General features: G+C 40.2%; 12 protein-coding genes and 1 pseudogene. 11 read left to right on the top strand and 2 right to left on the bottom strand.

What is annotated here, in order from left to right:
* Window positions 1–11: 11 nt before the first annotated feature.
* Together AACV01_RS09980 and AACV01_RS09975 are read right to left on the bottom strand one after the other, a co-directional pair.
* On the bottom strand, window positions 12–1622 hold the full coding sequence (locus AACV01_RS09980; protein WP_161682796.1) for a sulfatase-like hydrolase/transferase: 1611 nt from the start codon (window positions 1620–1622) through the stop codon (window positions 12–14).
* Between the two features lie 40 nt (window positions 1623–1662).
* Window positions 1663–2898: an anaerobic sulfatase maturase gene (locus AACV01_RS09975; RefSeq protein ID WP_161682795.1), complete on the bottom strand. Its 1236-nt coding sequence runs from the start codon at window positions 2896–2898 to the stop codon at window positions 1663–1665.
* Window positions 2899–3434: 536 nt separating this feature from the next.
* Here AACV01_RS09975 and agaR point away from each other — a divergent pair.
* The 11 genes and pseudogenes from agaR to AACV01_RS09920 all read left to right on the top strand — a co-directional run bounded on the left by agaR (window position 3435) and on the right by AACV01_RS09920 (window position 13465).
* A complete protein-coding gene (gene agaR / locus AACV01_RS09970) occupies window positions 3435–4214 on the top strand; it encodes a transcriptional repressor AgaR (protein ID WP_004244214.1) in 780 nt (259 codons plus the stop codon).
* Window positions 4215–4268: 54 nt separating this feature from the next.
* Window positions 4269–5543 (top strand): annotated as a pseudogene (gene kbaZ, locus AACV01_RS09965) (tagatose-bisphosphate aldolase subunit KbaZ); the annotation flags it as partial.
* 6 nt (window positions 5544–5549) lie between these two features.
* Window positions 5550–6752, top strand: a complete 1203-nt coding sequence (locus AACV01_RS09960) for an SIS domain-containing protein (RefSeq protein WP_202611868.1) — start codon at window positions 5550–5552, stop codon at window positions 6750–6752.
* 24 nt (window positions 6753–6776) lie between these two features.
* Window positions 6777–7271 (top strand): PTS N-acetylgalactosamine transporter subunit IIB, encoded by a 495-nt coding sequence (agaV, locus tag AACV01_RS09955; protein WP_004244211.1) that lies wholly within the window; start codon window positions 6777–6779, stop codon window positions 7269–7271.
* 49 nt (window positions 7272–7320) lie between these two features.
* Window positions 7321–8088 carry a PTS N-acetylgalactosamine transporter subunit IIC gene (gene agaW / locus AACV01_RS09950; RefSeq protein ID WP_004244210.1) on the top strand — a complete coding sequence of 256 codons (768 nt, stop codon included), beginning with the start codon at window positions 7321–7323 and terminating at the stop codon, window positions 8086–8088.
* Entirely contained in the window at window positions 8078–8968 is an 891-nt protein-coding gene (locus AACV01_RS09945) for a PTS system mannose/fructose/sorbose family transporter subunit IID (protein WP_004244207.1), read from the top strand. The genes agaW and AACV01_RS09945 overlap by 11 nt, the downstream gene beginning before the upstream one ends.
* A 99-nt stretch (window positions 8969–9067) precedes the next feature.
* Window positions 9068–9502 (top strand): PTS galactosamine/N-acetylgalactosamine transporter subunit IIA, encoded by a 435-nt coding sequence (agaF, locus tag AACV01_RS09940; protein ID WP_004244205.1) that lies wholly within the window; start codon window positions 9068–9070, stop codon window positions 9500–9502.
* Window positions 9499–10668 (top strand): N-acetylglucosamine-6-phosphate deacetylase, encoded by a 1170-nt coding sequence (gene nagA, locus AACV01_RS09935; RefSeq protein ID WP_046334684.1) that lies wholly within the window; start codon window positions 9499–9501, stop codon window positions 10666–10668. Before agaF ends, nagA begins: the two co-directional genes overlap by 4 nt.
* A gap of 42 nt (window positions 10669–10710) precedes the next feature.
* Window positions 10711–11541, top strand: a complete 831-nt coding sequence (gene kduI / locus AACV01_RS09930; RefSeq protein WP_004244203.1) for a 5-dehydro-4-deoxy-D-glucuronate isomerase — start codon at window positions 10711–10713, stop codon at window positions 11539–11541.
* 80 nt (window positions 11542–11621) lie between these two features.
* Window positions 11622–12377 carry a 2-dehydro-3-deoxy-D-gluconate 5-dehydrogenase KduD gene (kduD, locus tag AACV01_RS09925; RefSeq protein ID WP_004248613.1) on the top strand — a complete coding sequence of 252 codons (756 nt, stop codon included), beginning with the start codon at window positions 11622–11624 and terminating at the stop codon, window positions 12375–12377.
* 17 nt (window positions 12378–12394) lie between these two features.
* Entirely contained in the window at window positions 12395–13465 is a 1071-nt protein-coding gene (locus tag AACV01_RS09920) for a glycoside hydrolase family 88/105 protein (protein ID WP_004244200.1), read from the top strand.
* Window positions 13466–13831 lie beyond the last annotated feature (366 nt).

The raw sequence follows: 13831 nt of genomic DNA, 5'->3' as shown, positions 1-13831 counted from the left end.
GGAAGTTGAGTTTAAGGTTTGGCTGAATCTACTAGTATTTGATAGTGTTCTTGCCCCCAAATAACAGGTTTAGGTTTATCTTTGATCCACTGGTAATACGCATTTTTTAGTTCAGCCACTTTTTGTGGATTTTGTTTTGCCAAATCGATTGATTCGCTAGGATCGGTGTTATCGTTAAAAAGCTGTGGTTGATTTTTACCATCATCATAAAAATAGAGCGCCCATTCACCATCACGCACTGCCCAAGCACCTTTAGACAGTTTCTCTAAGTTAGGGTTTACTGGAGGCGTTTGACGTTGATAGGTGATCCATTGGTGATAACCATGCCAAAACTCTTGGTTTTCTTCACTATAATGCTTAGTGCCGGGGCCAGCCCAATACAGATAAGCATGAGGCGAACGCGTTGTTTCACCTTTAAGCAATGGCATAATATTTTTACCTTCTACTTGCAGGCTATCAGGAATTTGAATATCAGCGACTTGTAACGCGGTTGGCAAAATATCAAGTGCGGAGATCATCGCATCGCTTTTTGTTCCCGCGGGAATAGTTCCGGGTTGATAAGCAATAAAAGGTACTCTAACTCCACCATTAAACATCTGGCCCTTAAAGCCTCTATCCATGGCATTCATGGGCATGGGGGATTCATTAACTGCACCATTATCAGATAAGAAAAAAATTAATGTATTTTCTAGCTCACCATTTTCTTTTAATTTCGCAATGATTTGTCCAATACCTTCATCTGCTGCATTTAAGGCGGCAAAATATTTATCTGCCTCCACATTCCCTGTATCAAATTTATCCATATACTTAGCAGGAGATGCTTGCTCTAACGGTATGTGTGGAACGCTATAAGAAAGATTGATAAAAAAAGGTTTATCTTTATGTTCATCAATAAATTTTAGTGTTTCATCCGTTAATAGATGGGTGGTGTAACCCGGAGCAGGAACATTGACACCATTACGCCAAAATGCAGGCGAATTCCATAAGGCAACACCTGATGCATAATAACTAAAGGCGTAATCAAAGCCCCGCTCATGAGGCGCATAACCCGCTTCAGGGGTTGAGATCATATTGTCGTGATAATCACGGGTTTGTTTATTTTCATTTATTTTCGGTTTACGGATAACTTTTGCATTATGCCATTTACCAATGCTGGCAGTGGCATAGCCATTTTCTTGGAAAAGTGAAGGTAACAATTTGATATATTGGGGTATACCTAAAATGGCATCATCATTGCTGTAAGTACCAAAACTGGCGGGTGAGCGTCCTGTAAAGATACCTGCACGAGAAGGGCCACAAACGGGATGAGCTACAAATGCATTAGTCATTTTTGCACCGTTTTCTGCCATATCACTGACATTAGGCATCGCAATACGTGCGGCTTCTATCATTTTATTGATATCACCTTTATAACGAGGAGGTGTTGGTCGCTGAGCTAACGCATCTACATCTAAGGTATCCAGTACAAAATCAAGTTGTCCTGTGCCTAAATCATCCATTACGATTAACAGTACATTCGGTTTTTCAGGTGTGCCACCAGCATGGGCTGATATTGGAAGGCTTAAACATGACGTGGCAATGATCCCCGCGAGTATGCTTTTTTTAACAAAAGGTAAGGTCACAGATTGTCTCCAAAATAAATAAAATGAAATAAAATAAGGGTCACTTGAGATAGTTTTTTTGCATCGCCCCAAGTGCATCACTGGCAAGGCCTCCACGAGCTATCGCTTGACGCATTAATTGCATGCCGATTGCCGTGTGATGAAATATTTTTTTATAAGAGTGACATAGATAATTGTGGCGATATTTTTCGCCTTCTATAGCAATAATGCGATGTTTAGGACAACCGCCATAACATAAGCTTTGCACTTCACACTGTTTGCAAAGGTTGGTTTGTTTATCGTATTTATTTTGACCAAAGCGTTGCTGTGTTTTTGATGTTGCGAGCTGTGCAAGACTTGTTAGTTGTATGTTGCCTAAATTATTAGCGGGATAAACATAGTGATCACAAGAGTAAACATCACCATTGGCTTCAATAATTAATGCTTGACCACAAGTTTTAGATTGAATACATGTTGATGCAGGATATCCCATCCATGTCCCTAATAAGCTATCAAATAAGCGAATGTATATTTTTCCTACATCACCTTGGCGTATCCATTCATTGAATATATCAGTCATAAATTTTCCGTAACCTTCAGCAGGAACAGAAAAAGCCGCTAATTGTGCGTTAGGACCGGGAGCATAATGTCCGCCATGAGTGTGTGGGAAACGTCTATCCACTTCGACTATGGGAATAAATTGAAAAAAAGTTGAACCTAAATCTTTTAAAGCTTGATAAGTCTCTTTTCCTTTATTCCAGTTTTGATCATTTACAACGGTTAATGTATTAAATTCAACACCATACTCATTTAGTAAATTGATGGCGCGTTTTACGCGTTCAAATGTTGGGCTACCATTGACTGAAATACGATATTTATCGTGAACGGCTTCAATGCCATCAATTGAAACGCCTAATAGAAAGTGGTTATCAGCAAAGAATTGTGCCCATTGGCGATTAATGGCAATCGCATTGGTTTGTACACTATTGGTAATTGTCTTGCCGTTAGCAAATTGCTTTTGGTATTTGACCACTTTTTCAAAGAAGGCTAATCCTGCAAGCGTTGGTTCACCACCTTGCCAAGCAAAATCAACCTGATCGCCACTGTGTGACTGAATATAGTCTTTAATATAACGACGAAGTACACCATCAGGCATCACTGTATGGCCTGTTTCTTTTGTCTCATCTTGAAAAATATTTTCTTTTTCCAGATAAAAGCAATATTCACATTTAATATTACAGTGGTAGCTTGTCGGCTTTGCCATCATATGAAATAAAGCAGGTTGATTTGATGCCATTATTTATTTCCTGAGTTTATTTTTTATCCTGTTACATTACGTAAATTTTTACAAAACAAAAGAGATTAAAATCACAAATATAGAATATCGAAAGTAAATGAAAGTTTATTGATAAGTATATAACACAATAATTTTCAATTTAACGATGTTCTCATGGCGATAATTTCGTGTTCTTTTGATTATTTGAGCGATATGACTCTTTTATTTTTCGAAAATAAATAATCATTTTGAATTTTTAATCTGATTTTTGTGAAATATTTCGCTATTAACTCTATTTTATGGCATTTTATATAGCTATATATGGTGTAATCATAAGAGTGACATTACCTTATATCATTTTATTTATTGGAAACTGATGCCCTCAAGGCTATCATTGACATGACACGAAAATAATCGTAAGCAATCGACAGTGAAATCGAAACTTTGTGAAAGAGATCAAAAGTTTTGTTTTTTTGCGTTGTCGGTTAAATTTGGCGTAGTAAACTACATTCGAAATCAATCGAAAGTAAATCTTTTGGTTTCGTAAGGAGACGAAAGTGAAAGCGGCAGTTGAGAGGCGTATGGAAATCCTCGATATGGTTAACCAACAGGGCAAAACCAGAGTCGAAGATCTCGCTGAATTATTTAAAGTCTCAAGTGTCACTATCCGCAGCGATCTAAGTTTTCTTGAGAAAAATGGCTATATCGTTCGCTCTCATGGCGCAGCAATTCCTAATACAGGCTTTATTGCTGAACTGAGTATCCATGAAAAACGTGGACAAAATGCGGGCATTAAAACATTAATCGGGAAAGCTGCCGCAACGCTGATAAAGGATGGAGACACCGTCATTCTTGACTCGGGGACAACTACACGCGAAATCGCGACACATTTAAAGTCGCGCGAAAATGTAGTCGTCATGACTAACGGTCTGGATGTCGCAATGGAGTTAGCAAATACCACAGGTGTTGAGGTTTTAATGACAGGTGGTGTATTGCGAAAAAGTGCATTGTCTTTTTCTGGCTCACAAGCTGAAAATAGTCTAAGAAATTACCGTTTCGATAAGGTTTTTCTTGGTGTTGACGGATTTGATTTACGTGTTGGTATCACTACTCACAATGAACAGGAAGCCAGTCTTAACCGTTTAATGTGTGATATCTCAGAAACGATTATTGCGGTTGCAGATTCTACGAAATTCGGTAAACGCAGCTGTCATATGATCAGAGAATTTGGTGATATTGATGTGTTAGTGACGGATTCAGGTATTCCTGATGAGTATGTTCAGGAACTGAAAGATCATAAAATCGACGTTATCATCGTGGACGATAAGACAGCGTAATTTGCTAACTCCATTAGCAACACCGCCGGTGTTGATTATGGAGTTAGTATTTACATGCATCCTTTAGAAAAGATTGTTCAGCAACATAAATCAGGCAAACAGAATGGTATTTATTCTGTTTGTTCTGCCCACCCTTTAGTAATAGAAGCTGCTTTATTACAAGCGCTGGACGATGATTCCTTTCTGCTGATTGAAGCCACCTCTAATCAGGTTGATCAGTTTGGTGGTTATACAGGTATGACTCCCGCTGATTTCTACCAATATGTTATTGAGAAAGCGGAAAATGTCGGTTTTCCTGTCGAAAAGCTTATCCTTGGTGGTGACCATTTAGGGCCTAATCGCTGGCAGCATCTTAATGCTGAAGAAGCGATGGCAAATGCGGATGTACTTATTGCACATTATGTTGCCGCGGGATTTAAAAAAATCCATCTTGATTGCAGTATGTCTTGTGCAGATGATCCTATTCCTTTAACAGATGAAATCGTGGCATCGCGTGCAGCTCGTCTTGCTGTTATTGCAGAAAATACCGCCAAAAAGACATTTGGTTTTAGTGATATTGTTTATGTTGTTGGCACAGAAGTCCCCGTTCCTGGTGGTGCTGCTGAAGAGCTTGATACCGTTGAGGTAACTTCACCTGATGCTGCCCGTAAAACATTAGCGTGCCATCGCCAAGCATTTTATGACGCTGGTGTGGGAGAGTGTTGGACTCGTGTTATAGGTTTAGTTGTACAGCCTGGGGTTGAATTTGATCATACCGGTATTATTGATTATCAATCTGAAAAAGCACAAGCGTTAAGCCAAGTAGTAAATGACTATTCTCATCTGGTTTTTGAAGCTCACTCTACAGATTATCAAACCAATCAAGCTTATCAGCAACTCGTCCATGATCACTTTGCTATTTTAAAAGTTGGGCCGGCGCTAACATTTGCTATGCGTGAAGGTTTATATGCACTTTGCGCCATTGAAGAAACATTATTTCCTCTTGAGAAGTGCTCTCGATTACGTGAAAAAATGGAACAATTGATGTGCCGTGAGCCTAATTTTTGGCAAAAATATTATCACGGTGATGAACGTCAACTCGCCTTTGCTCGTGTTTATAGTTTTAGTGATCGTATTCGTTATTATTGGCCTGATGCCGAGATTAATACTGCTATTGACACATTAATGGATAATTTATCTGTTAAGCCTATCCCACTTCCCTTACTTAGCCAATATTTGCCTTATCAATTTACCCAGTTTAGAGAGGGGAAAATTGCGGGTACGCCTGAGTCATTTGTTATAGCGAAAATTCGTGATGTGTTATCGGTTTATGCCGATGCGTGCAATGTCCATCAATTGAGGGAAACCATTGAATATTTAAGCTATCAAACCGCTGAACTTGAGCAGTTAAACGCATTTTGGACAGCGAAAGAAATTGACCAGCAACCAGAGTGCTGGAAAAAAACATGGCTATCAATTCGAGAAAAACGTGCTGATATTGAGTCTTTTTTAGAAAAAGCATTGGAGGCATCAAATAGCAGAATAATTCTTACGGGAGCTGGAACATCCGCGTTTGCCGGTAGAGCGTTAGCACCTATTTTGACGGGAGCTATAAAACGTCGTGTTGATGCTATTGCCACAACGGATTTAGTTGCTGATCCTCAAGAATATTTAGCCGAAGATATCCCTACATTACTGATTTCTTTTGCTCGTTCAGGGAATAGCCCCGAAAGTGTGGCTGCGTTAGATATTGCAAAGAAGTGCTTATCGCAATGTTACCACTTAGTTTTAACCTGTAACCCTCAGGGCCAGCTTTATCAATATTGCCAAAATAATCATAAGGCATTGGCGTTATTAATGCCGGAAGAGTCAAACGATCGCTCATTAGCAATGACATCAAGTTTTTCTTCAATGATGATGGCGGCGGTCACTATCTTTTTAGGCGATAGTGTATTTACTGATGCTATTGCGCCGTTTTTTAGTGATTACAAAGCGCAATTTGACAAAGCAAATAAAATTATCCGCCATCAATACGCAGGAAAATTCAAACGCGTTATTTATCTTGGTAGCGGAGGATTACAAGGGCTAGCACAAGAAGCCGCATTAAAAATGTTAGAGCTGACGGCGGGTAAAGTCGTAGCCAATTTTGATACCCCATTAGGCTTTCGACACGGGCCTAAATCCATCGTAAATAAAGAAACCCTTGTGGTGATGTTTTTCTCTAATGATCCTTATACACGTCAATACGAGACAGATTTATTACGAGAGGTTATTCACGATAATGCATCAGGCAAGGTGATCGCGATCACCGCACGAAATGATAAAACTTTTTCACCAGAGAGTTTTGTTTATATTCCAGCGTTAGAGAACTGTTCAGATGTGGCGCTATTGTTCCCTTATTTGATGTTGGCGCAATCATTTGCATTTCACAGTTCTATTGCACTAGGGAATACGCCTGATAATCCATCTCCAACCGGAGAAATCAATCGAGTTGTACAAGGCGTCACAATTTATCCGTTCTCACTTAAAACAGAAGACACACAGTCTGCTTTAAATTAATAAAATATAATAAGAGAGCTAGTTATGAACACACCTAATATTGTCTGGACCCGCATTGATGAACGTTTACTTCATGGACAAATCCGCATTACATGGGGTAAACATACGGAAGCAAACCTAATTTTAGTCGCTAATGATGATGCTGCTGAAGGTCCCAATGCTGCATTTATGCAGGCGGGAATGAAAGCATCTGCTGGCGGCGAATATGCGGTTCGCTTTTTCTCTATTCAAAAAACTATTGATGTTATTAGCAAAGCATCTCCTCGTCAGAAAATTTTTGTTCTGTGTAATAACCCAACTGATGTAGCCCGTTTAGTTGAAGGTGGCGTGCCTATTACTCATTGTAATGTTGGCAATATGCATTTTCATGAAGGTAAACGTCAAATTGCGAAAACAGTCTCTATCGATGAAAAAGATCTTAGTGCTTTTAAGCGTCTTATCGAAAAAGGGGTTACTTGCACAGTCCAAAACACACCAGATCAAACTCCTGTTGATGTACTAACACTCGCATCAGCCTGATTATTTCCTGATCAAGAAAACCTGCTATAGGCAGGTTTGAGGATAATTTATGATTTTTGAAGCTTCTTTAGTGGCTTTATGGGCCTTCTTTTGCGGTATCGATAAGTACGACGTGGCATTAAATATCCATCGACCATTAATTACAGGGCCCGTTGTCGGTCTGATTATGGGAGATATGCAAGTAGGATTAATTGCAGGTGCTACCTTAGAACTTGCATGGTTAGGGCTTGTACCTAATGCCGGAGCTCAGCCACCAGATGTGACTTTAGGCACCATTGCAGCAGTTGCTTTTGCAGTAATGACAAAACAATCACCGGAAGTTGCAATGGGAATAGGTATGCCTATTGCTGTTTTAATGCAGATGTTGGTGATTGGTTTCTTTGCTATGACTGCATTTACCATGGGTAAAGCGGATCGATATGCAGAAAAGGCTGACGGGGCGGGGATCTCTCGCTTGCTGATTATTACACTTATTGTCCGTTCACTCCTTTATGCTTTAGTCGCTTTTGTTACTGTTTATTTTGGTGAACATGCTGCTCAATGGATTGATGAGAACACGCCAAAAGTTTTATTAGAAGGATTAGGTATTGGGGCGAAAATGGTACCCGCAATTGGTTTTGCAATGCTTCTAAAAATTATGTGGTCAAAAGAAGTGGCCGGTGTGTTCTTTATTGGTTTCGTGATGACAACCTATCTCAAACTCCCAATTATGGCCGTCGCTATTTTAGGCGCATCAGCCGCCGCACTCTACTTCTTCTTTAGTGGTAACAATAAAAATTCAAGTCAGCAGAATGAGGATTTCGAAGATGGTATCTGATAACAGCACCGCATTGAAAACGCAGGATAAACCAGAAACAGGTTCTTTGATTGATGGCATTGATGAGTATCAAGATACTGCTGTCAGAAAAGTTATTACTAAAGGCATACTTTGGAAGTGTGCATTCCGTGGCTTATTTATGGAAGGTAACTTCAACTTCGAACGTATGCAAGGTGGTGGATTTGCTTTCTCAATTATTCCAGCATTGAAGAAAATTCACGGCAATAATAAACGCGATTATGCAACATCGTTGAAAAACCATCTGCAATTTTTTAATGCCAGTCCAAAGCTGTTTACCTTTTTATTAGGAACGGCGGTGGCAATGGAAGAGAACAAAGAAAAGCCATCGACTGTTAATGTGATGAAAGTGGCAGGAATGGGGCCGACTGGGGGTATTGGCGATGCTATCGACCATATGACCTTAATGCCTTTGACCTTAGCATTAGGTGCTTCTATTGCAATGGAAGGCTCGATTGCAGGACCTTTCGTTTTCTTCTTCTTGTATCAAATTGTGCATTTTTTAGTGTATTTCGGACTGATGTTTATGGGCTATCGCGCAGGTACTGCGGCAATGGTCAATATGAGCGATGCCACTGAAAAATTAGCGAAAGCGGCAAATATTATGGGGATCTTTGTTATTGGTGCGCTCTCGGCGACCTTTATCAAAGTGCAAACCACCGCCTCGCTGGAACTTGGCGGAAAAGTCGTTGAATTACAAACAGCCCTCTTCGACAAAATTATGCCGAATTTACTGCCACTGTGCTTAGTTTTCTTAATGTACAAAATGGTGAAAAGTACCGGTTTTTGGGGTAAGCCACCAGTATTGATTTTTTCAACCCTAGCATTTGGCGTTATTGGGCATGTATTAGGATTCTTATAAAAAAGAGATGCCCTAATTGTCGACACTGTTAATCGAAATACATTATTAACTTGCTACAAACGGGTAGTAGAGCTATCTGCTACTCGCAAGGAGTTACTCATGATAGGTCTTATTGTCTCAGGACATCTTAATTTTGCTACAGGTATGGCATCCGCTGTAAAGGCGATTGCTGGTGAGCAAGAAAATATCGCGTTTATTGATTTTATTGAGTCAATTTCTCCGGATGAGCTTGAACAAAAAATGCGTGAAGCGATTAACGCTATGTCATGCCAGCAATATCTGTTCTTAACAGATTTACCTGGCGGTACCCCCTGTAATCGCGCAATGGCAATCATGATGCAAAATCCCTCTGTTGAGGTGTTAGCTGGGGTTAATTTACCCATGATTGTTAATGCGGCATTTGAACGGGAAGGGTGTTCAACGACGGAATTGGTGCAAACGCTACGCGAAATTGGTCAAGACAGCATTCAAGATATTCGAGAGCAATTGGCACAAATAGATAGTCATGATGTTGAAGAAGAAGACGGCTTATGAGTCAGCGATATGCCATTTTAGCAGATAGAACCTTTACACCTGAAGGTATCCGTTATCTCTGCTATGTCCATGTTAATGGTGAAAATATTGAATCAATCACCACACAAGCACCAACAGATTGCCCAGTTATTCGCTTAAAAGGAAAATCATTATTACCCGGTTTTGTGGATATCCATATTCATGGTCGTGAAGGGGCTGATGTGATGGATGCAACGCAACAAGGGCTACAAACTATAGCCGATGCGCTGGTTAAAACAGGGGTTGTGGCTTGGGTTGCAACGACTGTCACAGCACCGATGGAGGATATCCGTCATGCGCTATTACAAGTCCGTGAGTTTGTATCAAAACCTCAAGCAACAGGTGCGTTGTTACTCGGTAGCTTTTTAGAAGGCCCTTATTTTACAGAACGCCATCGTGGTTCACACCCTGTGAAATATCTCAAAGCGCCGACCATCTGTGAATTAGAAACATTACTCGACAGTGCTGGGGGATCGCTATTGCGTGTTGCTGTTGCACCTGAAGCTGAAGGTGCGATGAATGCGATTGATTGGTTGGTCAGCCGAGGAATTAAACCAAGTGTGGCACATACAGCAGCAACTTATGAACAAGCTTCACGAGCTTTTTCACACGGTGCTGATTGTGGTGTGCATCTGTATAACGGCATGACCGGGCTTCATCATCGTGAGCCGGGATGTTGTGGTGCAGTGTTATATCACAGTGTATTAGCTGAACTTATTGCTGATGGTATCCATGTTCACCCTGTAATGATGCAACTGGCATATCGCATGAAAGGATATCAACAGATTGCCCTAATTACAGATTGTATGCGGGCAGGAGGTTTAGCTGATGGTGATTACACATTAGGTGCTCAAACGGTCACCGTCACCAATGGACAGGCAAAAACTGCCGATGGGTCGCTAGCTGGTAGCACTTGCAGTCTTGATAGTGCGTTAAGAAACATGGTGCAACTTGCACATATTCCTGAGTGGGAAGCGGTTCAAATGGCATCGGCGATCCCCGCTGAGTATCTCGGCATAGGGGATAAATTGGGTTATATCAAAGCAGGTCAACAAGCCAGCTTTGCCGTGGTGGATGAGTGTTTTCATCTTACCGATACATTCATCAGAGGAAATCATATTTACTCTGTATCCGGGGATAATGCATAACCTTTTCGTTATGCTCCCATCAGTAAAAATGAGGTATTTATAATGGAAATTCGTCAGCCAATTCATAGTGAACATGCTAAAAGGCTTGATACAGAAGGACTTCGTAAAGAGTTCCTGATTGAGAACCTATTCTGTGAAGGGGAAATGAATCTCACTTATAGCCATATAGATCGGATTATTGTTGGGGGAGTTGTCCCAACAACTCAACCTTTAGCATTAATGGCGGGTAAAGCACTTGGTGTTGATTTCTTCTTAGAAAGACGTGAATTAGGTGCTATTAATATTGGTGGTGCGGGTAAAGTTATTATAGACGGTGAGGTATTTGAAATAGGCCCTCGTGAAGCCATTTATATTGGTATGGGAGCCAAATCTGTTGAATTCACCAGTGATTCTGTAGAGACACCGGCGCGTTTTTATATTAACTGTGCACCAGCACATCACACCTATCCTACTCGCAAAATTACTCAACAGCAGGCCTCACCTGAAAAGTTAGGTAATGCAGAAAATTGTAACGTTCGTACGATTTATAAGTTTTTACATCCTTCAGTGTTACCAACATGTCAATTATCCATGGGGATGACAGTGCTTGAGCCGGGTAGCTTGTGGAACACAATGCCATGTCATACTCATGAACGTCGTATGGAAGTATATCTTTATTTCGATATGAAAGATGACAATGTGGTTTTCCATTATATGGGAGAGCCAACTGAAACTCGTCATTTAGTGGTACGCAACGAACAAGCTGTCATTAGTCCTAGTTGGTCAATTCATTCTGGCGTAGGAAGCGCATCTTATACCTTTATTTGGGGAATGGTGGGTGAAAACCAGGTATTCCACGATATGGATCATGTTGCTATGAAAGATCTGAAATAACAGATAATTAATTACATTTTATTCTTTATTCCTACAAAAAAAGTGTGGCAATTATTGCCACACTTCTAGAGGTTTTAATCATGAATTTATTTGATTTAACAGGCAAAGTTGCCATTGTTACTGGGTGTAATACAGGCTTAGGGCAAGGAATGGCAATAGGTTTAGCACAAGCCGGTGCGGATATTGTTGGCGTGGGTATTCAAGATGCTCCTGAAACGCGTCAAAAAGTCGAAGCGTTAGGCCGTCGTTTTCATTACATCACGCAAAATTTAATCCAACAAGATGGATTAGATGCTTTAGTGGATGAGGCTGTTAAGGTGATGGGACGTATTGATATTTTAGTGAATAATGCCGGTATTATTCGCCGTGAAGATCTTTTGCAATTTAGTGAAAAAGATTGGGATGATGTGATTAATATTAACCAAAAGACACTGTTTTTCTTATCGCAAAAAGTGGCTCGCCAGTTTGTCAAACAAGGCGAAGGTGGCAAGATAATCAACATCGCGTCAATGCTTTCTTATCAAGGCGGTATCCGAGTTCCTTCTTATACGGCAAGTAAATCCGCGGTAATGGGATTAACACGGGCATTAGCGACGGAATTATCACAATATAATATTAATGTAAATGCAATTGCTCCTGGCTATATGGCAACCGATAACACCGCTGCACTTCGTGCTGATGAAGCGCGTAATGCTGCTATTTTAGAGCGTATTCCTGCGGGGCGTTGGGGAACACCTGAAGATGTCGCAGGTCCTGCCATATTTTTAGCCTCTAAAGCTAGTGATTATATCAATGGATATACCATTGCGGTTGATGGTGGTTGGTTAGCTCGATAATCTTATGGAGAACTAGGATGGAACACGCTAATACAGAGGCTTTACAAAGAGATCTCGTGTTACAAAATATGAAACGGGTTTATCGTTATCAATCGGCTCATCAAGTTCGCAGTGTTCGTCGCCGTAGTGGTAAAACTCGTTTTATTAAAGATACAGATTGGGAACGCGGTGTTTTATGGACCTGTGTAAGTGCGGCATGGCAAGCGACACAAGATAAAGAGTACCTTAATGGTGTGTTAAATTACACCTTACATACTGGATTTAGAACAGGTCCTAATGCACGTTTTGCGGATGATCATGTTTGCGCTCAAGCTTATTTGGCGATAAGTCCTTTGTTTGAACAATCTGAAATTCTTGAACCGACGATTAAAGCGTTTGATATCATGCTAAATGATCCAAAACCAGGGCGTGAAGACTGGTGGTGGTGCGATGCACTTTTTATGGCACCTCCTGGTTTTGCTGCTTTGGCTGAAATTATTAGCGAACGACGTTATTTGGATTATATGCATACCGCTTATTGGGATGCTATTGAACATTTACGTGATGCTGAAACTGGACTTATTTTCCGCGATCACCGCTATATTCCTGATGGTCAGGGAAATGAAATGCGTGAAGCTAATGGTGAAAAAGTATTTTGGAGTCGCGGTATTGGTTGGGTTTTAGCTTCTATTCCTCGCATTCTTCAATATATGCCTGATGATTATCATGAGCGCGATCGTTATATAACACTGTTTAAACAATTAGCGCGTTCTATCCTAGATTACCAACATGAAGATGGTTTTTGGCGCACCAGTTTATTAGATCCTGATAATTTCCCTGCACCTGAAAGTTCAGCTACCGCGCTTTTTTGTTATGGACTTGCATGGGGAATAAATCAGGGTGAATTAAATAAAGAAGAATATTTTCCCGCATTACATAGAGCGTGGTCAGCATTACAATCCTGTATTCATGATAATGGCATGATTGGTTGGGTACAACTTCCGGCATTTAATCCGCGAGAGGTAAAATTTGAGCATAATATGGATTATGGCGCTGGAGCATACTTATTAGCGGGTAGTGAAGTATTAAAAATGACGTTAAATAATTAGCTCTTTATATTAATAATTGGTAATTTAATACCTATTCCTTTTAATTTGTTTCTAACTAATATATTGGCTAAAATAAAAGTCGACTTTTTCATTTCCTCTTGCGCTCCGATAAGAATGGAGGCAGAATCAAACTGTGTGTTTTTGAGTCCGCCTCGGTTAATATACTGTATATTTTCCGGGGCTTTTCTCTTTCTGGTATTGGCACAATGCTTGAACCAGATTGATCCAAGCACCCGGCGCAGAGCATAACAAATTATTAAAATGAGACAACAGATTTATTATCAATAATAAATGAAGATATGATTATTTATTATTTAAATAAAATAATTGATTCGCTAAATTGATTTATAAATAAAAAGAGTCTCG

Source organism: Proteus sp. G2609 (genome assembly GCF_963896135.1).
GTDB classification, from domain to species: domain Bacteria; phylum Pseudomonadota; class Gammaproteobacteria; order Enterobacterales; family Enterobacteriaceae; genus Proteus; species Proteus mirabilis.
This window is presented reverse-complemented; position numbering and strand designations above follow the sequence as displayed.